Annotated in this window: 19 protein-coding genes; 8 read left to right on the top strand and 11 right to left on the bottom strand. The window is 66.5% G+C overall.

Translation table 11 applies throughout. The features are described from left to right. Positions 1-8: 8 nt before the first annotated feature. Entirely contained in the window at positions 9-653 is a 645-nt protein-coding gene (gene ribA, locus ISF28_RS11365) for a GTP cyclohydrolase II (RefSeq protein WP_198117296.1), read from the bottom strand. 15 nt (positions 654-668) lie between these two features. On the opposite strand from ribA, the gene ISF28_RS31175 reads away from it, so the two are divergent. After that, the gene (locus tag ISF28_RS31175) at positions 669-854 is read left to right on the top strand and encodes an EspF repeat-containing protein (protein WP_370663421.1); all 186 of its coding nucleotides are present in this window, start codon (positions 669-671) and stop codon (positions 852-854) included. Positions 855-912: 58 nt separating this feature from the next. Then, positions 913-3,186 (top strand): sensor histidine kinase, encoded by a 2,274-nt coding sequence (locus tag ISF28_RS11355; protein ID WP_229519020.1) that lies wholly within the window; start codon positions 913-915, stop codon positions 3,184-3,186. Here the strand turns inward: ISF28_RS11355 and ISF28_RS11350 are convergent. The 4 genes from ISF28_RS11350 to ISF28_RS11335 form a co-directional block, all read right to left on the bottom strand. Next, the gene (locus ISF28_RS11350) at positions 3,159-5,363 is read right to left on the bottom strand and encodes a putative bifunctional diguanylate cyclase/phosphodiesterase (protein WP_229519019.1); all 2,205 of its coding nucleotides are present in this window, start codon (positions 5,361-5,363) and stop codon (positions 3,159-3,161) included. The two genes, ISF28_RS11355 and ISF28_RS11350, sit on opposite strands and share 28 nt — an antisense overlap. 69 nt (positions 5,364-5,432) lie before the next feature. Beyond that, on the bottom strand, positions 5,433-7,067 hold the full coding sequence (locus ISF28_RS11345) for a family 43 glycosylhydrolase (RefSeq protein ID WP_198117293.1): 1,635 nt from the start codon (positions 7,065-7,067) through the stop codon (positions 5,433-5,435). Positions 7,068-7,143: 76 nt separating this feature from the next. Next, entirely contained in the window at positions 7,144-7,527 is a 384-nt protein-coding gene (locus ISF28_RS11340) for a response regulator transcription factor (protein WP_198117292.1), read from the bottom strand. 85 nt (positions 7,528-7,612) lie between these two features. Beyond that, complete coding sequence (locus ISF28_RS11335; RefSeq protein ID WP_198117291.1) at positions 7,613-9,013, bottom strand: aminotransferase-like domain-containing protein; 1,401 nt, start codon at positions 9,011-9,013, stop codon at positions 7,613-7,615. A gap of 128 nt (positions 9,014-9,141) precedes the next feature. On the opposite strand from ISF28_RS11335, the gene ISF28_RS11330 reads away from it, so the two are divergent. Further along, a complete protein-coding gene (locus ISF28_RS11330; RefSeq protein ID WP_198117478.1) occupies positions 9,142-9,384 on the top strand; it encodes a hypothetical protein in 243 nt (80 codons plus the stop codon). An 88-nt stretch (positions 9,385-9,472) separates the two neighbouring features. Here ISF28_RS11330 and ISF28_RS11325 read toward each other — a convergent pair whose 3' ends face one another. The 4 genes from ISF28_RS11325 to ISF28_RS11310 form a co-directional block, all read right to left on the bottom strand. Continuing rightward, positions 9,473-9,763, bottom strand: a complete 291-nt coding sequence (locus ISF28_RS11325) for an antibiotic biosynthesis monooxygenase family protein (protein WP_198117290.1) — start codon at positions 9,761-9,763, stop codon at positions 9,473-9,475. A 131-nt stretch (positions 9,764-9,894) separates the two neighbouring features. Then, positions 9,895-10,107 (bottom strand): hypothetical protein, encoded by a 213-nt coding sequence (locus ISF28_RS11320; RefSeq protein ID WP_198117289.1) that lies wholly within the window; start codon positions 10,105-10,107, stop codon positions 9,895-9,897. A 195-nt stretch (positions 10,108-10,302) separates the two neighbouring features. Continuing rightward, the gene (locus ISF28_RS11315) at positions 10,303-10,701 is read right to left on the bottom strand and encodes a hypothetical protein (protein ID WP_198117288.1); all 399 of its coding nucleotides are present in this window, start codon (positions 10,699-10,701) and stop codon (positions 10,303-10,305) included. A 470-nt stretch (positions 10,702-11,171) separates the two neighbouring features. Then, complete coding sequence (locus tag ISF28_RS11310) at positions 11,172-12,671, bottom strand: cytochrome P450 (protein WP_229519018.1); 1,500 nt, start codon at positions 12,669-12,671, stop codon at positions 11,172-11,174. 252 nt (positions 12,672-12,923) lie between these two features. Between ISF28_RS11310 and ISF28_RS11305 the strand changes: the two genes are divergently transcribed. Together ISF28_RS11305 and ISF28_RS11300 are read left to right on the top strand one after the other, a co-directional pair. Continuing rightward, on the top strand, positions 12,924-13,415 hold the full coding sequence (locus tag ISF28_RS11305; protein ID WP_198117287.1) for a MarR family winged helix-turn-helix transcriptional regulator: 492 nt from the start codon (positions 12,924-12,926) through the stop codon (positions 13,413-13,415). Beyond that, a complete protein-coding gene (locus ISF28_RS11300) occupies positions 13,405-14,169 on the top strand; it encodes a class I SAM-dependent methyltransferase (RefSeq protein ID WP_229519017.1) in 765 nt (254 codons plus the stop codon). Before ISF28_RS11305 ends, ISF28_RS11300 begins: the two co-directional genes overlap by 11 nt. Positions 14,170-14,176: 7 nt before the next feature. Here the strand turns inward: ISF28_RS11300 and ISF28_RS11295 are convergent, their stop codons facing one another. Then, the gene (locus tag ISF28_RS11295) at positions 14,177-14,878 is read right to left on the bottom strand and encodes a pirin family protein (protein WP_198117286.1); all 702 of its coding nucleotides are present in this window, start codon (positions 14,876-14,878) and stop codon (positions 14,177-14,179) included. A gap of 99 nt (positions 14,879-14,977) precedes the next feature. Next, positions 14,978-15,187 carry a DUF3820 family protein gene (locus tag ISF28_RS11290; RefSeq protein ID WP_198117285.1) on the bottom strand — a complete coding sequence of 70 codons (210 nt, stop codon included), beginning with the start codon at positions 15,185-15,187 and terminating at the stop codon, positions 14,978-14,980. A gap of 60 nt (positions 15,188-15,247) precedes the next feature. On the opposite strand from ISF28_RS11290, the gene ISF28_RS11285 reads away from it, so the two are divergent. The 3 genes from ISF28_RS11285 (at position 15,248) to ISF28_RS11275 (ending at position 18,324) form a co-directional block, all read left to right on the top strand. Beyond that, a complete protein-coding gene (locus tag ISF28_RS11285; RefSeq protein WP_198117284.1) occupies positions 15,248-15,670 on the top strand; it encodes a DUF1810 domain-containing protein in 423 nt (140 codons plus the stop codon). 93 nt (positions 15,671-15,763) lie between these two features. Continuing rightward, the gene (locus tag ISF28_RS11280) at positions 15,764-17,290 is read left to right on the top strand and encodes an NYN domain-containing protein (RefSeq protein ID WP_198117283.1); all 1,527 of its coding nucleotides are present in this window, start codon (positions 15,764-15,766) and stop codon (positions 17,288-17,290) included. Positions 17,291-17,754: 464 nt separating this feature from the next. Beyond that, positions 17,755-18,324: a hypothetical protein gene (locus ISF28_RS11275; protein ID WP_198117282.1), complete on the top strand. Its 570-nt coding sequence runs from the start codon at positions 17,755-17,757 to the stop codon at positions 18,322-18,324. Positions 18,325-18,345 lie beyond the last annotated feature (21 nt).

Here is an 18,345-nt window from a genome sequence, read left to right as displayed (position 1 = left end):
CGGTGGGTTTACGCTTCGCTGTCGAGCGCCTCGGTGACGGGCGTCATCATGTGGCCCAGCTTGGCCTGCTTGGTGTTCAGGTAGTTGTCGTTGTAGGCGTTGCGGTTGACGAGCAGCGGCACGCGCTCGGCCACCTGGATGCCCAGCTTGCCCAGCGCGTCGATCTTGCGCGGGTTGTTGGTCATCAGGCGCACGGCCCCGATGCCGAACTGTTCCAGCATCGGCAGCACCAGTTCATAGTTGCGGGCGTCGGCGTGGAAGCCCAGCTGCAGGTTGGCCTCGACCGTGTCGGCGCCCGCTTCCTGCAGGCGGTAGGCCCGGATCTTGTTGACGAGGCCGATGCCGCGGCCTTCCTGGCGCAGGTACAGGAGGATGCCGCGGCCTTCGTCGGCGATACGGCGCAGCGCGGACTCCAGCTGGGCGCCGCAGTCGCAGCGCTGCGAGAACATCACGTCGCCCGTCAGGCATTCCGAGTGGATGCGCGCCAGCGGGGCGTCGCCCGTGGACAGGTCGCCCAGGGTCATCGCCAGGTGCTCCTTGCCGGTCGCATGCTCCACGAACGCATGCAGGGTGAACTGCGCCCACGGCGTCGGCAGGCTGCACGACGTCACGTAGTCGACGAGGTTGGAAGGCGCGGTGGCATTGTCTTGCATGGCTGTTCCTGAGCGATGACGCATAATTGGTTACGTAACAGGCGAGTTTACCGGAAATTGGACATGGCCGTGCATCGGCCGCCGGCGCCCGCCTATCCGATATGGGTGCTTCTGGTTGGAAATACAACAGCGCGGCCGAAACGTGACGCGGGTGTTCACCTGAAGCAACACAATTGCCGCGCGGAATCATGGCTGTGCTAGGCTGGCAGCAGCGTCCGTAAGGCGCCGTGTCCCATGTCCGTTTGCCATGTCGAATCCCTTGAAATCATTGCGCCGCCTGCTGCCGCGCGCCCTCGGCGCGTGGCTGGCCCTGGCCTTCGTGCTGCTGTCCATCATCCTCACGCTGGCGCTGACGTCCGTCATCGAACGCAAGTCGACGGAGCAGGTCGAGACCAGCATCGGCCACGGCCTGGCCGAGCTGGCCATGCAGACGTCGGACAAGCTGGAGCGCGGCATGTTCGAACGCTATCGCGAGGTCGGCCTGCTGGCGCGGCGCCGCGTGCTGGGCGAGGACCAGCCGCACGCGCGCCGCCGCGCGACCCTGGACGCGATCCGCAACACCCTCGGTTACTACAGCTGGATCGGCCTGGCGGACCTGGACGGCAAGGTGCAGGTCGCGGCCCAGGGCTTGCTGGAGGGGGCGGACGTGTCCCGCCGCCCCTGGTTCCGCAACGCCCTGCGCGGCATCCACGCGGACGACGTGCACGAAGCCATGCTGCTGGCGCGCCACCTGCCCCGGCAGACGGAACCCTGGCGCTTCGTCGACGTCGCCTTTCCCTACATCGACGACGAGGGCGTCACGCGCGGCGTGCTGGGCGCCCACCTGTCCTGGCAATGGGCGCGCGACGTCGAACGCTCCGTGATGGCGGGGATCGCGGCGCGGCGCCAGGCCGAGGCCCTGATCGTCGACACGGACGGCAACGTGCTGCTCGGGCCGGCGGACGTCGTCGGCAAGCGCCTGACCCTGCAAAGCCTGCAGGCCGCGCACGCGCAGATCCACGGCGGCTATGTCGTCGAGACATGGCCGGACGGGCGCTCCTACCTGGTCGGCTACCAGCTCGGCCACGGCTACGGCGACTACCCCGGCCTGGGCTGGACGGTGCTGGTGCGCCAGAACGTCGACGACGCGTTCGCCCCCGTGCGCCGCCTGCGCGAATACGGCCTGGCCAGCGGCGTGCTGCTGGCGCTCCTGTTCTCGCTGGCCGGCGTGGCGCTGGCGCGCCGCATCACCCGTCCGCTGGGCGACCTGGCCGATGCCGCGCAGCGCATCCGCGCCGGCGAGACGGCGCGCATCGAGGTCGGGCGCGGCGGCTATGCCGAGGTGCGCGCGCTGGGCATGACGCTGAACACGCTCGTGGCGAACCTCGTACGGCGCCGGCGCGACCTGGAAGCGTTGAACGCCACCCTGGAAGAGCGCGTGGCCCTGCGCACGCGCGAACTGGAACAGGCGCTGGCCAGCGTGCGCACCAACGAGCAGCGCATCGCCACCATCATCGCAACGGCGCAGGATGCCTTCGTCGGCATCGACATGCGCGGCCGCATCTGCGATTGGAACTCGGCGGCCGAGACGATGCTCGGCTGGCCGCGCGGGCAGGCCGTCGGCCGCCACGTGGCGGACCTCGTCATCCCGGAACGCTTCCGCGCCCGCACGCGCGAGCTGCTCGCCCGCTTCCTCGAGACGGGCGAGCTGGAAATCCTGGGCCGGCGCGTCGAACGCGTGCTGCTGGCGTGCGACGGCCGCGAGATCCCCGTCGAGATGACCGTGGGGCTGGCCGGCACGGGCGACGGCCTGTTCTTTTCCGTCTTCGTGCACGACATCTCGGCGCGCAAGGAAGTCGAGCGCATGAAGGACGAATTCGTGGCGACCGTGTCGCACGAGCTGCGCACGCCGCTGACCGCGATCTCGGCGTCGCTGGCGCTGCTGGCCGACGGCATGGCGGGCGAATTGCCGCCCGACGCGCAAGGGCTCGTCGACGTGGCCAACGCCAGCTCGGGGCGGCTCGTGCGCCTGGTCGGCGACGTGCTGGATATCCAGAAGATGGACGCCGGCGGCATGGCGTTCGAGCGCGCGGTGCAGCCGCTGCTGCCGCTCGCGCAGGACGCCGTCGCGGCGATGCAGGCGTTCGCGGCCCGCGCCGGCGTCGAACTGTCGTGCGTGGCGGCGCCGGGCGCGGAAGGCATGCGCGTGGACGTCGACCGCGACCGCCTGGCCCAGGTGCTGACGAACCTGCTGTCGAACGCGATCAAGTTTTCCGGGCCGGGAGCCCGTGTGCGCACGCAGGTCGAGGCGCGCGGCGACGCCGTGCGGCTGGCCGTGGCCGACGAGGGCGCGGGCATTCCGGAAGCGTTCCGCGAGCGCGTGTTCCAGCGTTTCGCCCAGGCCGACGGCGCCGATTCGCGCCGCCAGGGCGGCACGGGCCTCGGCCTGTCGATCTGCAAGACCATCGTGGAGGAGCTGGGCGGGAACATCTGGTTCGACAGTGCCGAGGGCATCGGCACCACGTTCTACGTCGAGCTGCCGCTGGCCGCCTGAAACGCCTGTAGCCCCTGAAGTCCCTGAGGCGCCTGCAGGTCCGCCTGGCCGTAGCGCCGCTCGAATTCGTCCAGCGCCACCGGGCGCCCCAGCAGATAGCCCTGCATCACGTCGCAGCCGTGCGCCGTCAGGAAGGCCTGCTGCGCATCCAGTTCCACGCCCTCGGCGATCGTCGCCAGGTGCAGCTTGCGCGCGAGCGCGATGATGGCTTCGACGATGGACGACGCGTTCGGATCGTGGTCGACGTCCTGCACGAACGAGCGGTCGATCTTGAGCGCCGCCAGCGGAAAGCGCGCCAGGTAGGCCAGCGACGAATAGCCGGTGCCGAAATCGTCCAGCGCGAAATGCACGCCGAGCCCGCGCAGCTGCTGCATGCGGTCGACGAGGTCGGCCGGGTTGCGCGCGAACACGCTCTCCGTCAATTCGAGCGTGAGGCGGTCGGCGGGGGCGCCCGTCGCCGCGAGCAGGGTGGCGACGGCGCGCGGGAAGTCCGGGTCGCGCAGCTGGTGCACGCTGACGTTCACGGCCAGCTTGAGCGCGGCGAGGCCGGGCGCGCGCGCCCAGCGCGCGAGCGCGTGGCAGCCCTGTTCCAGCACGTCCATGCCGAGCGCCGCGATCAGGCCGCCCGATTCGGCCGCGCCGATGAATTCGCCGGGGCCGACCAGTTCGTCCGCGCCGCGCTTCCAGCGCACGAGCGCCTCCGCGCCCACGAGGCTGCCGTCGTGGCCGAACTGCGGCTGGCAGTACAGCACGAACTGGCGCCGCGCGAGGCCCGTGCGCAGCGCGGCCGACAGCGCGGCCTGGCGGTCCACCGCCGCCTGCATGCCGGGGTCGAAGAAGCGCAGCGTGTTGCGGCCTTCCTCCTTGGCGCGGTACATCGCGAGGTCGGCCTGGCGCAGCAGGGTGTCGATGCCGTCCGGATCGCCGTCGAACAGCGTGGCGCCGATGCTCGGGCTGCTGGCGTACGGCCGGCCCGCCAGGTCGAACGGTTCGCCCAGCACCTCGAGGACCTTGCGGCCGACGGCCTGCACTTCGGCCGTCGCCGCGGCCGGCGTGTGCCCCAGGTTTTCCAGCACGATGACGAATTCGTCGCCGCCCAGGCGCGCCAGATGGTCGCCTTCGCGCAGCGCCCGGCGCAGCCGCCGCGCCACTTCGCGCAGCAGCAGGTCGCCCACGTCGTGGCCCATCGTGTCGTTCAGCAGCTTGAAGTGGTCGAGATCGAGGAACAGCAGGGCGCCGTGGCGGCCCGCGCGGCCGTTGCGGGCGAGGATCTGGCCCAGTTCGTCGATCAGGAAGCGCCGGTTCGGCAGGCCGGTGAGCTGGTCGAAATACGCCAGTTCGTGGATGCGGTGTTCGGACTGCTTGCGTTCAGTGAGGTCGGTATTCGTGCCGGACAGCCGCACCGCCGCACCAAGGGCATCGCGCAGGATGAAGCCGCGGCTCAGCACCGGCACGTAATGGCCGTCGTGGTGGCGCAGGCGGAATTCGATGCTGTAGGCCTGGCGCGGGCCGGGCAGCAATTCGTCGACGAAGGCGACGACGCGCGCGCGGTCCTCCGGGTGCATCATGCGCATCCACGCCGACGGATCGGGAGCCTGTTCGTCCGCCGCGTAGCCGAGCATTTCCCAGTAGCGCGCGGAATAATAGATTTCGCCGGTGACGAGGTCCCAGTCCCACGGCGCGTCCGTGGACCCCTGCAGCGCGAGCCGCATGCGTTCCTCGGACTTGTGCAGCGACTGTTCGGCGTACTTGAGGGCCGTGCAGTCCGTGAAGCAGACGACGACGCCGCACAGGGCGCCGTCCTCGCCCCGCTCCGGATAGGCGTTGCAGATCGCCCAGCGCACGCCGCCTTCGGCGGGGCGGGGCACGCCGACGACGAGGTCCGACACCTTGGCGCCCGTGCGCAGCACGGCGTTGACGGGATATTCGGAAGCCGGCATGCGGGTGCCGTCCGCGCGCACGAAGTGCCAGAACGCGTCGTCGTCCGGCGAGCCCAGGACCTGGTCCTCGCCGCGTCCCAGCAGCGCCAGCGCCTGGCGGTTGGCGGCCACCACGCGGCCGCCGGCGTCGTGCATCACGACGCCGGCCGGCAGGTGGGCGAGCAGTTCGTCGAAGCGCCGCTGGGCGTCGTCGGGGAGTCCGCCGGCGGCGGCCATGCGTGGCGGGTACGCGTCCATGTAGACTGTTGGTTACGATCTGCGCGCATGCTAGCAGGTCCCGCCGGGCCGTGGCGCGCGCTCAGGGCGTCATGCCGGCGCCAGCGCGTTGTAGCGGAAGTCGCGCAGGCGCACCGTGCCGCCGCCCGCCGCGTACACGCCCAGTTTCAGGCTCAGGAAGCCGCCGAACACATTGTGGTGGATCCCCGACACTTCCATGCGCGTGCCGTGCAGGAGCCACGTCTTGCCGTCGTCGAACGAGTAGTGGAAGGTGATGACGTTGTCGACGTTGGTCAGGCGCGCGCGCACGCTGGAGATGGCCTGCGGGCGGCGCGCCCATGGCTGCTCCTCCGCGTACTGCCACGTCTTGACGAATTCCGGCGTGAACCCCAGGCCCACGAACGCCTTCTGGTTGTAGAACAGCAGCAGGCCGCCTTCGGCCGGGCCGACCAGGTCGAGCGTGATCTCGGCCTCGTACGAGCGGTCGCCGACGCCGCAGGTGAGCGGGGTGCTGTCGGCGGGCGACGTGCCTTTGCCCTTGATTTCCAGGCCGCCGTTGGCGAAGCGCGCCCGCGCCATGTCGTCCGGCGCCGGGTCGTGGAACGCCCACTGGACGCCGAAGCGGTCGCGCGAAAAATCGTCGGACAGCGCGAATCCGTTCGGCCCCGCCTTGCCGCCGCGCGGCTTGGGCAAAGGCTTCGACAGGTCGCCGCCCTTGGCGCGGAACCAGCCGTCGGACGTCCACTCGATCGGCTCCAGCAAGGTCTGGCGGCCCAGCGTGCGAAAGCCGTTCTCGTAGCCGTGGTAGACCATCCACCAGTCGCCGGCCGGACCTTCCACGAGCGTCGCGTGGCCGCGCGACCACCACGGCTCCGCCGTGCCCGTCGTGCGCACGAGCGGATTGTGCGGGCAGTGTTCCCACGGGCCGTCGATCGATTTCGAGCGTGCCGCGATCACCATGTGGCCCGTCACCGGACCGGCCGTGCCGCCCACCGCCGTGATCAGGTAGAAGTACTCGCCGTGGCGCAACAGCTTGGGGCCTTCCGGCGCGAAGTTCTCCACGACCCAGTCGTCCGGATAATGCCACGGCTGGTATGCCGGTTCGACCGGGCCGTCCGCGCGCAGGCCGTCGTCCGCGAGACGCACGCGGCGGATGCCGTTGACGAACAGGTAGCGCCTGCCGTCCTCGCCGACGACGTGGCCCGGATCGATGCAGCCGGCGATCTTGAGGTCGATCGGGTCGCTCCACGGCCCTTCGATGTGGTCGGCCCAGATGGCGTAGATCGACCATGGCTTGCCGTCCGGCGCGGCCGGGATGTAGATGAAATAGCGGCCGTCGTGCTTGCACAGGTCGAGCGCCCAGATCGTGCCCAGCAGTTTTTTCAGCGCGGGGCCGACCGGCGCCCAGTTCACGAGATCGGTGGAATGCCAGATCACGATGCCCGGATAGGAAAAGAAGGACGAGAAGGTCATGTAATAGTCCTTGCCGTCCTTGAGGATGGTCGGGTCCGGGTGGTCGCCGGCGATGATCGGGTTGACGTACGTGCCGTCGCCGCGGTCGGCCTTGCGCTGGCCTTCGATGCCGCGGCCCCAGTGTGGTGCGGCGGGCGGGCAGGCGGCGGCCGCTTTCGCTGCGGCGGCCTGGGCGGGCAAGACGGGAAGGGAAGCGGCGCCGGCGCCGGCCAGCAGGGTCTTGAACGCCGTGCGGCGGGATTGGTTGGTCAAGCGGAACTCCAGTTGTTGTGTGGGATGAACGTTTCCAAGGGTATATGAAAACGATTTCATGAGCAAGAAGGGCGGATCAGGGCGCCGTCTTGAGGTAGCGGCGCAGGCGCGCCAGCAATTCCTGCGGCTGGAAGGGCTTGATGATGAAATCGTCGGCGCCGGCGTCGAGGGCGCGCACGGTGTCGCGCTCGGTGTTCTTGGCGGTCAGCATGAGGACGGGGACGGCTTCCCAGCCGGCCTGGGCGCGGATCAGGCCGATGATCTCGAACCCGTCCACGTAGGGCAGCATCACGTCCAGCAGCACGAGATCCGGCGCCGGCTGCGACACGACGTGCTGCACGGCGGCCCGCCCGTCGGCCGCGTGGATTACGCGATACCCCTGGCGCTCGAGCATGAAGCCGAGGACGTGGGCGATGTGGACGTCGTCCTCGACGACGAGGACGCTGGGTTGTGCGCTCATGCTGGCGGGCCCGGAAGTGCGGTGGAGCTTCATTATACGGAGGGAATCCACCTGCGGCGCGTCGGTCCCGTCGTTTGCCGGACAGTCAAACCACGGCGGCGCTGAACGACTCCGGCCGCTGCGCAAGCAGACGAGACAGCCGTTGCAGACCCGCCTGAAGGCGTCCACGGTCCTTGATGCTGCCCAAGGAGATCCGGATCGCATTCACGGACCCGTCGCCGGTCGCGAATGCCTCCGCCGGCGTGACCGCGATGCCCTCGCCGGCGGCCGCACGCGCGAGCTGCGAGGCGTTCCAATACGCCGGCAACTCGAGCCAGACATGCAGGCCGTCTCCGGCGCCGCTGTACCGCCCCGCCAGGATGTCCCGAGCCATCCGGTGGCGCAGGCGCGCCTCGCTGCGGACGCCAGCCATCAATCCGTCCGCCGAACCGTCGAGGATCCACTGCGTGGCCAGCGCCGCCGTCAGCGGCGCGGCCATCAGCGCAAACGATCGTAGCGCGGCCAGGAATCGTTGGCGTTCGTGCGCGTCGCGTACGAGCACGAAGGCGACACGCAAGCCGGGCGTCAGGCATTTCGACAGGGTCGAGATGTAATACGTCTGTTCCGGGGCAAACGTGGCAATGGGGGCTGGTGGGGCATCGGCAAGGAGCCAGTAGGGATCGTCCTCGACGATCCGTACGTTGCAGCGCTTTGCGACGCCGGCGAGCTCCTTGCGCCGTTGTTCCGGCATGGTGACGGCGGTCGGGTTCTGCAATGTCGGATTGAGGTAGACCAGCGCAGGCTCGTGCCGGCGGCACGCTTCCTCGAGCAGCCCGGGCACCATCCCGTCCTTGTCCGCTTCCACCGCGATGAGGTGCCGGCCGAATTGGGCCGCCGCAGCACGCAAGCCGGGATAACCCGTCGGCTCCGCCAGGATGACGTCGCCAGGCGCCGTCAGCGCAAGGATCAATGCGGCGATCGCCGCTTGCGCACCCGGACAGACGACAATCTGGCGAGCATCCAGCTGTCCAAACATCGGTTCGAGCCACTTGGCGCCGGCCTTGCGGTCGGCGTCGCTTCCTCCGCCCAGGTGGTAAGTCATCAGCAATTCGTTATCTGCCCGCATCAGCACTTGCGACAAACCTTGTTTCAACATGTCGCCGAAGTCCACGCCGTCCGGCGGTGGCGGGGTATTCATGCTCAGGTCGAGGATCGACGTCAATTCGACTTTCGGCGCCGCGACATACGTGCCGCGAGCGCCGCGGCCCTCCAGCAGGTTGCGGCGCCTGGCCTCGTCGTAGGCGCGCGTGATCGTCGTCAGGTCGACGTCCAGCCGTGCCGCCAACTGGCGCTGCGGAGGCAGACGGTCACCCGGTTTCAGCGAGCCGTCTCCCACCGCGGCCTGCAATGCATCCGCAATCTGCAAAAAACGCGGCCCCTTGTTCCCGGCCAAGCGCGGCAACCAGATTGGCGGATTGTCATCTTGTATGGATTTCAGCTGGGACATTTTGTCTCAATGTATGGAAATTGCTTCTAAGTAGAATGCCCCAGAACGTGCAGCAACGCCATCCTTGCATTGAGGTCGTGCTCCCCACGATAGATAGCGTCAAACAATAGCCTGGAAATACTCGAACAATGGACTGGATCCCTGTCGTCTTCGTTACCTTCAAGTTTCTCGTGTTAGGCACCGGCATGTTCTTCGCCATCAAGTGGCACTACGATCAAGGGAAGAAGGGGAAGAAGAACGAAGACGAAAAGCGCGCGGTGCTGCGCGCGGGCGGCAAGGTGGCCGCGGTCTTCGTGCTGGCGCTCCTGGGCCTGGGGATCGCCACCTTTGGCCTGGCCGGGATGCTCGGCATGGACATGGCCTTGCCATGATGTCGGAGCGGGTCCGCTCGGTGGTCTTTCAGATGAGGCCGCTGTCGACCCGAAGTTGCCCTACGTCAGGGCCGGGCTGCATGACCGGTCATTCCGCATGGGCGTAGTGGGAGACCACGGGAAAGGGATCGTAAAAATGATGCAGCAATTTTTTCCATTCCTGATAATCCGCCGACTGGCGAAACCCGACCTCGTGAGCCTCCAGCGACTCCCATCGAACAAGCAATATGTATTCACGCGGTCGCTCGACGCAACGCTGCAACTCATGCGAGAGATAGCCCGGCATTGACGAAATGATGGCCTGCGCTTGTTTGAAGGCGGCTTCGAAGGCTGCCTCTTGGCTGGCACGTATTTGTAGTGGGGCGACTTCCAGGATCATGATCGTTGCTTTCAACAGTAAAGGTTTGTGATGCAGGAAGGCCGGGAGCCCTGAATGGCCGATCTTGGCCGAATTCTGCCTGTCACAACCGAGTGCGTCCGATCCGAAGCGGCGGTAGCGCAGCTGCCAAATCAGGACTTAAATGGATCGATCCAGCCAGGTCGAAGTCCTGCCTCATATTCTTTCCGGACGTAGGCGAGCGATTCCTCACATCCCATTTCTGCTTCGATAGCGCCTACGCATCCCCAGCAATCTCCGCCGCAATTGCCTGAAAGCGGGTCTGCTGGGTTGTCGAGTAAACGCTTACAGATCAGGCAGTATTCCTGTTTTTTGTTGTTCGTCATAATCACGATTCCTAGCCGTCCGCTACTGCCTGAACCCGGCCATTGACCTCAGCATAGCAGGTTGCCGTCGAGGAAAAGCCGCCGAGTGTCACGATCGGCCGCAACCGACCTAGACGGACTTACGAGCGCATCAATTGGCGAGTTAATCCTGGGTCAAGCCGCGCAGCGACTTGGACGAGTTTCAGGGGAACGCGCTTATAGATCTCGAGCGTCCTCCGTTAATGCCCAGTTCTTCATGTCCGGCACAACGCGCTGTGCGACAAACTCAAAGACATCTTCATAAGTTTTGATGACAATGTTCCAAGTTCTCGGGGAGCCCTTGGAGCTATCACTAAATACAGGATGGAAGTACACGACCTTTTCGGTGACCCGCCCGCCAACCAGCTCAAGGCCAGCAAAGTCGTCGCAATCCTGACGCCGAGCAAATACAAACACCTCTCCGTTACGTACGTCCTCACGCCGGAACGCACTGGCTGCGAACGCCATCTCGTCCGGCGTTTGCATAAAGTGCCAAGGCGTAAAGCTGGTCAAACCTTGGGTTAAAAACCAACGAAGAGCATTTGGCCAGGCGGATTCGATCAGTGAGGGTTCCATAATACTCCGAGCTATCTAACGTTGAAGCTGAGCCGCGAACGACCGGTTCTGGCCGCATGAGGAAGTTCGGCTTCGGCTGTGTTCCACAGCACCGCCAAAGCATTCTGGCCTGACGTGTATTGCAGCGGCAATGGTAGACATAGGCCGAGCCACGACCAAAATTCATTGCGGTTTCGTGGTTAGGCCGTGCTGCCCGCCTTCAGTTCAAGTGCCGACCGTAATGTCCGCGCTTCCCCCTGTTTGGCAACGAAAGCAACTGTCAGGGGCACGAAGCAAATTGGAAGGCCGCGCGGCTCCCATATTGTCGCTGCGATGGCGACGGCGACCCCGACAATCAAGAAAATTGCCGAGACATTGGACCAAATATTTGCGGCTTGAATCGCTGTTATTTTTTTCATCTTTGATTCGGGTAGTTTTTGCCTGAATTGAAATTAAAGATTCCGCAGTCGCGGACGGCTGCGCCGGGCAGGCTATTGCCGATCGAGGCGGTCAGTTCCGGACCCACACCGCTCCTCGCGCACGCGCAGCCGCATGTGCAGCGTTTCCGGCGCCATCACGAAGGCGACCTGTTCGTCCGGCTCGCCGCCGTGCGCGGTGGCGACCGACGCGATGTCGAAGCGCGCCAACAGCATCGCCATGGCCACTTTGATTTCGAGCAGCGCCAGGTAGCGCCCAGGGCAGATGCGCGGGCCGGCGCCGAAGGGCATGGACGCCTTGCGGTTGACCGAATCCTGCAACCAGCGCCCCGGGTCGAACTGCGCCGCATTCTCGAAGCGGGTATTGTCCGGGCTCGTGTCACGCATCAGGCACAAGACGATCGTCCCTTTTTCGATGGCAACGTCGCCGACGACGGTGCCCTCCAGTGCTTCCGCCGTGATGAAGGGTGCGGCAGGCTTCAGGCGCATTGATTCCTGCGTGCAAGCTTCCAGAAAATCGAGCCGATCCACTTGCTCCAACGTCAATGCGTCCAGGCTGGGGGCGCAGCGGAGGACTTCGTCTTGCGCGCGCCGCAGCGCGTCAGGGTGCCGGTACAGCAGCCAGATCAGCCAGGCCAGGCTGTTCGAGGTCGTGTCCTCGCCGGCCAGCAGCATGGTCGTGACGTTGCCCGCCACCTCGGCCTCGGTGACGCCGCTGCCCCCTTGGGCAGCCGCAGCCAGCATGGCTTCCAGCATGTTGGGTGGATTCACTGCACGCGCCGGGTCCAGCAGCATGCGCTGCTTGGCCTGTTTGACCAGGTCCGTCACGGCGTCGCGGAGTACGGCAATGCCGCGTTCCAGCCGGCGGTCGGCGGGCAGTTTCACGTAGCGCCAGTAAGGAAAAGGCATCAAGGTCCGGCGCGCGACACCGGGCAAGATCGCGTCCAGATTACGTTGGATGACATTGTCGCCGTTCTCGATCGTATTGACGTCCGTCCCGAACGCGAGCCCGGCGACGATATCGACCGAGTACAGGCGCAGGTCGCCGCCCAGGTCGATTGCCTGCCCGGTCGCCGCGGCATTCTCCCACCGACGCTGCAGGCGCCGCGCCACTTGCACCAGTGACGGAAAATACGATTTCACCGCATGGGGCGCAAAGGCTTGCATCACCATCCGCCGTTGGTCGCGCCACGCGGCCCCTTCCGAATCGAAGAGACCGGGCATGGCGCCCAACTCGGCCGCCACCGCGGACAGCACGGTCGGCCGTCGAAAGGTATCCGGTCGCTCACGCAGCACCTTGCCGACCAGATCAGGGTCCGCCACCACCAGGAACGCACCGGTTGGGAACTTCACGCGGAAAACGGGGCCGTGCTTGCGCGCCCACTGTTCCATGGTCCGATGAAGGCGCTTGAAATCGAACTGGTGCAGATTGCCCAGGAGGGGGAGCGCACGGGGACCGGGCAGGTCGGCCAAGCGGCGCAGGGGTTGGCCGGTGCCGTCGCCATACATGGGCGGCGATGGTACGTCGGGGCGTAATGCAGTCGTGTCTTGCATGAGTAAGCGGCAGTGATCTGATGTGGCTGGTGATGCAGTGACGTCGCGTCCTGCCTCGCGTCGAGAAGCGTGTTGTTCCAGTGTCGTCCCATCCGGGCCCGGCCTTGGTCGAACCCGGTCGTTCGCCTCAGGATAGCAGGTTGCTGTCGAGGAAAAGTCACGGAGTTTCACTTCGGCACGAGTTTCCGGCCCGGCCCGTCAGCGGCACGCGGATCATTGCAGATACATTAGTGCTAATGTATCATGCGACGCATGAACACCAGGCACAATCCCGGGCTCGGCGAACTGCTGCGCTACGTCAATGAACTCGTCGAACAGGGCGCGGAAGAGCACTACCGCGCCATGAGCTTGCGCTACCGGCCGCGCTACACACCCGTGCTGCGCGCCCTGCACGCCGGCGCGCAGACGGTGACCGACGTGACCGAGCGCACCCACCTGACGCAAGGCGCGATCAGCCAGACCGTCGCGCTCCTCGAAGCCGACGGACTCATCGCGCGCCACGCCCTCGACGACGGCCGCAAGAGCGCGCTCCGGCTCACGCCCGCCGGGCGCGCGCTGGTCCGCAAGCTCGAACGGCATTGGGCCGCCACCTTCGCCGCCATCGATAGCCTCGAGCAGGACATTGGCTACCCGCTCAGGCGCGTGTTGGAAGCGGCGGCCGGCGCCCTCGAGCGCGAAGGATTCGCGGCCCGGGTCGCGGCGGCGCAAGCCGCATTACAACAGGAGAATCCGCATGTCGACTGAAACCGGTATGCCGCAAGGACGCAACTGGTTCGACCAGGGAGGGCGGGCCTACGCCCGGTTCCGGCCCGAGTATCCGCGCCAACTCGCCGCCTTCCTGGCGTCCGCGGCGCCGGACTGCCGGCTCGCGGTCGACGTCGGCTGCGGCAACGGGCAGCTGACGCAACTGCTCGCGCCTTACTTCGAGAAAGTGGTCGGGCTCGATCCGAGCGCCGACCAGATCGCGAATGCCGTGCCGAACGCGCGCATCGATTATCGCTGCGCACCCGCCGAGCAGTTGCCGGTGCCGGACGCGAGCGCAAGCCTGATCACCGCGGCCCAGGCCGCGCACTGGTTCGATCTGCCGGCCTTTTATCGGGAAGTGCGCCGGATCGCCGTTCCCGGCGCCGTCCTGGCGCTCGTCAGCTACGGCGTATTGAAGCTCGAGCCGTTGCTGGATGAGCGTTTCCGCAAGTTCTACTGGGAAGAGATCGGACCGTACTGGCCGCCGGAGCGCAAGTTGGTCGACACGGGCTATGCGACGCTCGCATTTCCCTTCGACGAACTGGCGCCGCCGGCGCTGGACATCCGCGTCGACTGGCACCTGTCCGAATTCCTGGGCTATGTGCTGACGTGGTCCGCCGTGCGCAGCGCCCGTGAAGCCGGCAAGGAAGGGCTGATCATGGCGTTCGCCAACGACATCGCCGCGCTCTGGGGCGACCCGAACGGCAAGCGCCCGATCTGCTGGCCCATCAATATGCGGATCGGGCGCGTCTGACGCTACATCAGGCGGGCAGGTCGAAGAACAGCAGTTCCGCGCCTTCCGCCTGGTCGAACACGATGCGTTCCTCGGCGCCGATCTTGAGCGCGTCGCCTTCCTTGAGCGGCACGCCGTTCACGCTGACGTCGCCGCGGATCACGTGCACGTACGCCAGGCGCTCGCGGTCGAGCGCATGTTCCGCCTGGTGGCCTTCGTCGAGGATGGCGGCGTAGATCGACGCGTCCTGGTGGATCAGCACGGAATCCTGGCGGCCGTCGCGCGACGCGATCAGGCGCAGCTTGCCCTGTTTGCTTTCCTTCGAAAAATGCTTTTCCTCGTAGCTGGGCGGGATGCCTTTCGTGTCGGGCTCGATCCAGATCTGCAGGAAGTGCACGGGGTCCGTCTTCGAGCCGTTGAACTCGCTGTGGCGCACGCCGGTGCCGGCGCTCATGCGCTGGACGTCGCCGTAGTGCAGGACGGAGCCGGTGCCCATGCTGTCCTTGTGCTCCAGCGCGCCGTCCAGCACGTACGAGATGATCTCCATGTCGCGGTGGCCGTGGGTGCCGAAGCCGGCGCCGGGGGCGACGCGGTCTTCGTTGATCACCAAGAGGGGACCGAAGCCGTTGTGGCGCGGGTCGTAGTAATCGGCGAACGAAAAGCTGTGCTTGGACATCAGCCAGCCGTGGTGGGCGGCGCCCCGTTCCGTGCTCCTGCGGACTTCCATCATGATGTGCTCCTTGGTGTGTTTGTCGATGGAGGCCAGTATAGGGATGCGGGTCCGCAATGAAAAACGAGTAGTTTTATGGGCTGCGATCGAAAAAATCGATCATCGCCGCAAGGGATCGAGCAGGCTGCGCAGATTGTTGTGATCGAGTTCGTACATGAGGGCGAGCAGTTCGCCCAGCTCGCCTTTCGGAAAGCCTTCGCGGGCGAACCAGCCCAGGTAGTGGCCGGGCAGGTCGGCGAGCTTGCGGCCCTTGTACTTGCCGTAGGGCATTTCTCGGGTCAGCAGGAGGGTGAGGTGTTCGGGTTTCATCGTGGCGCCACTTTAGCAAATCCCGCGAACGGCGTAGCATGCGCCGGAGAGGAGGCACACATGGCACCCGACTTCAACCTGGAACGCTTCGTCGAGGCCCAGCACGGCATCTACGACGCGGCGCTGGCCGAGCTGCGTGCCGGCCACAAGCGCACGCACTGGATGTGGTTCATCTTCCCGCAGATCGAGGGACTGGGGCACAGCGCGATGGCGCAGCGCTACGCGATCCGTTCGGCCGACGAGGCCGCCGCCTATCTCGCGCATCCCGTGCTGGGCCCGCGCCTGCGCGCGTGCGCGGCGGCCGTGGCGAGCCATCACGACCGCGGCGTCGACGAAATCTTCGGCCACCCGGACAATCTCAAATTCCACTCGTCGATGACCCTATTCGCCGACATCGCGCCCGACGAAGCGATCTTCCAGACCTGCCTCGACCAGTTCTTCGACGGCCGCCCCGATCCGGCCACGCTCGAGCGGCTGGCCTGAGCGCGCTACGGGCGGACGCGTCCGTGGCGGCGTCGTCAACGTTGTTGCGTATAATCCCTGGTCAGCTTGTCCACAAACCACACAACAACACACATGGCTTCATCTTCAGACAATATCAGCATGGCGGTGTTCTGCGACTTCGAGAACGTCGCACTCGGCGTGCGCGATGCGAATTACGAGAAGTTCGACATCAAGCCCGTCCTCGAACGCCTGCTGCTCAAGGGCAGCATCGTGGTCAAGAAATCCTATTGCGACTGGGATCGCTACAAGGGCTTCAAGGCGACGATGCATGAAGCGAACTTCGAACTGATCGAAATCCCGCACGTGCGCCAGTCGGGCAAGAACTCGGCGGACATCCGCATGGTCGTGGACGCGCTCGACCTGTGCTACACGAAGTCGCACGTGAACACCTTCGTGATCGTGTCGGGCGACTCGGACTTCTCGCCGCTCGTCTCCAAGCTGCGCGAGAATGCGAAGCGGGTGATCGGCGTGGGCGTCAAGCAGTCGACGTCGGACCTGCTCGTCGCCAACTGCGACGAATTCATCTTCTACGACGACCTCGTGCGCGAACAGCGCCGCGCCGCCGCCAAGCGCGACGAGCGCAAGGCCCAGCCCTCGGCGGGCCGCCGTCCGTCCGACGAGAACAACCGCAAGCGCGAAGAAATGGAAGCGCGCAAGCTGCAGGCGCTGGAGATGGTCGTCGAGACCTTCGACGCGCTCGTCTCGGAACGGGGCGACACCGGCAAGATATGGGCTTCGCTGCTGAAGGACACCCTCAAGCGCCGCCGCCCGGACTTCTCCGAGACCTATTACGGCTTCCGCACGTTCGGCAACCTGTTGGAAGAGGCGCAGACGCGCGGCCTGTTCGAATTCGGCCGCGACGAAAAATCCGGCACGTATGTCTACCGCGGCGCGAACGCGCAAGTCGAGCTGCAGCCCGCCGACGCGGCGCCGGCCGAAGCCGTCGTGGCCCAGGACGCCGAGCCGGCGACGGCGGCGCCCGAGGGCGTCGACGAACTGACGGCGGAAACCCAGGGCGAGCAGCCGGCGGACGTGCCGGCATCGGCCCGCGAACCGCGCCGCCGCGGCGGCCGCGGACGCAAGGGCCGCGAGGCGCAGGCAACCTCCGCCGAGACGGCAACCGAAGAGACGCCGGCGTCCGAAGAGGCCGCCATCGCCACCTGGCCGGCGCCGACGCCGGACTTGGCCGAGGTGATCGAGCCCGTCGCCGCCGCGCCGGCGCCCGAACCCGAGGCGGCCGAGGTCGCCGAGGAAGCCCCGGCCGCCGCCAAGGAACGCCGCCGCCCGGCCCGCACGCCGCGCAAGCCGGCCGCGCGCAAGCAAGCGGCAGCGGAAGCGCCGGCACCGGAGGCCGGTGCGGTCGTGACGCCGGACGACGTGGCGCGGGACGAAGGCACCGTTGCCGCCGACACGCAGCCGGCCGGGGCGGAGCAGGCGGCCGCGCCTGCCGAGGACGTTGCGCAGGAAGGGCAGGGCGAGGCCGGGAAACCGGGGCGCAAGAAGTCGTCCCGCCCGGCGCACAAGGCGCCGTCGCGCAAGCCGGCCACGCGCGCACCGCGCCGTCCGGCCAAGGCGAAGACGCCGCCGGAAAACGGCTGATTCCGTTATCGCGAGGTGCGGCGCAGTCAGGCAGGATGCTCGGCCGGCGAGGTCGAGCGTCCTGCTGCGCGCCTCCTTCGGCATCGCGTCCACTCGCAACGATTGTTCGAGGTCTCCAACGGTTTGCCACATCGTTTGCCGCATGTGGCGTGCAGCCTGCTTGACGTTCGGGAAGACACAGATTGACTGCCGCCAAGTCCTGCGGCTCGGTTCGGCGCAACAATTCCCTGCTGGATCTGCTGACTTTTCCAGGCGGAGCCGTCTTTTTGCCCCGCGCAGAAAAGGCAAGCCGCATGATGCTGCGTACCGCTATCGATAGTATTAGAGCCTATCCCAGTAGGGTGGGCACTCCTGTGCCCACCATGCGTCACCGCGACGCATACGCTTGGTGGGCGGGGGCCGCCCACCCTACCAGTTCGCGCCTACCGAGAAAGGTTTTTAATAGACTCGTTGCGGCGTCCCTGTTGGCGATCAGCGCAACCGCCACCGCATCGAGTAGCGACCGACCGCCGCGGTCGCTGACTGTTCCGGTATTGGGGCTGCGATTGCCGCTCGACCGGATGAACGTCGAGAAGTTCCCCGACGGCCTGCGTGCAGCGTGCGACCAAATTGCCGATGATGAGCTGTACACCGGCCAAGTGTGGATTTTCGGCAGCGCGAAGGATGCGGCGTCGACGTATTACATCGTGACCGGGATTTTCAAGCGGCGCAGCCCCGACCCGGCGGGAGAGCGACGGCTTTACGAGAACTGGGAGAACGGGCTCGTTCTTGCCGTGAAGGGCGGCACGTGCGGCGGCGACGATGCGGCGGAAACGTTCGAGGTGCACGACCCGAACGCCGAAAACGACGGCAACGTGCCGGACTCGATCCTGCGCGAGCTCGCCCGCGATCTTGCCGCTCGCACCGTGCGGGCGTTCGGCGGCCCCGACCGGCTGCGTGCCGAAATCAAGAACCAGCGCATCGACTTCGACCAGTTGCCGGCGGACGTGCAGGCGGCATTCAAGCCGTACTTCGGGCGCACGAAGTCGCCCTGAATGGCGTCACGGATAGCCTCG

This window comes from Massilia rhizosphaerae, from assembly GCF_016093545.1.
Taxonomy (GTDB): Bacteria; Pseudomonadota; Gammaproteobacteria; order Burkholderiales; family Burkholderiaceae_D; genus Telluria; species Telluria rhizosphaerae.
The sequence above is the reverse complement of the archived record's forward strand: the minus strand, read 5'-3'. Positions and strand labels throughout refer to the sequence as shown.

What these genes read in the sequence shown, in the direction of transcription:
- ISF28_RS11330 (WP_198117478.1), top strand. Translation starts at nt 9,142, where the DNA reads ATGGACTGGATCCCTGTCGTCTTCGTTACCTTCAAGTTTCTCGTGTTA.
- ISF28_RS11285 (WP_198117284.1), top strand. Translation starts at nt 15,248, where the DNA reads ATGGCACCCGACTTCAACCTGGAACGCTTCGTCGAGGCCCAGCACGGC.
- ISF28_RS11300 (WP_229519017.1), top strand. Translation starts at nt 13,405, where the DNA reads ATGTCGACTGAAACCGGTATGCCGCAAGGACGCAACTGGTTCGACCAG.
- ISF28_RS11325 (WP_198117290.1), bottom strand. Translation starts at nt 9,763, where the DNA reads ATGATCCTGGAAGTCGCCCCACTACAAATACGTGCCAGCCAAGAGGCA.
- ISF28_RS11340 (WP_198117292.1), bottom strand. Translation starts at nt 7,527, where the DNA reads ATGAGCGCACAACCCAGCGTCCTCGTCGTCGAGGACGACGTCCACATC.
- ISF28_RS11320 (WP_198117289.1), bottom strand. Translation starts at nt 10,107, where the DNA reads ATGACGAACAACAAAAAACAGGAATACTGCCTGATCTGTAAGCGTTTA.
- ISF28_RS11290 (WP_198117285.1), bottom strand. Translation starts at nt 15,187, where the DNA reads ATGAAACCCGAACACCTCACCCTCCTGCTGACCCGAGAAATGCCCTAC.
- ISF28_RS11305 (WP_198117287.1), top strand. Translation starts at nt 12,924, where the DNA reads ATGAACACCAGGCACAATCCCGGGCTCGGCGAACTGCTGCGCTACGTC.
- ISF28_RS11350 (WP_229519019.1), bottom strand. Translation starts at nt 5,363, where the DNA reads ATGGACGCGTACCCGCCACGCATGGCCGCCGCCGGCGGACTCCCCGAC.
- ISF28_RS11315 (WP_198117288.1), bottom strand. Translation starts at nt 10,701, where the DNA reads ATGGAACCCTCACTGATCGAATCCGCCTGGCCAAATGCTCTTCGTTGG.
- ISF28_RS11335 (WP_198117291.1), bottom strand. Translation starts at nt 9,013, where the DNA reads ATGTCCCAGCTGAAATCCATACAAGATGACAATCCGCCAATCTGGTTG.
- ISF28_RS31175 (WP_370663421.1), top strand. Translation starts at nt 669, where the DNA reads ATGACGCATAATTGGTTACGTAACAGGCGAGTTTACCGGAAATTGGAC.
- ribA (WP_198117296.1), bottom strand. Translation starts at nt 653, where the DNA reads ATGCAAGACAATGCCACCGCGCCTTCCAACCTCGTCGACTACGTGACG.
- ISF28_RS11310 (WP_229519018.1), bottom strand. Translation starts at nt 12,671, where the DNA reads ATGCAAGACACGACTGCATTACGCCCCGACGTACCATCGCCGCCCATG.
- ISF28_RS11280 (WP_198117283.1), top strand. Translation starts at nt 15,764, where the DNA reads ATGGCTTCATCTTCAGACAATATCAGCATGGCGGTGTTCTGCGACTTC.
- ISF28_RS11295 (WP_198117286.1), bottom strand. Translation starts at nt 14,878, where the DNA reads ATGATGGAAGTCCGCAGGAGCACGGAACGGGGCGCCGCCCACCACGGC.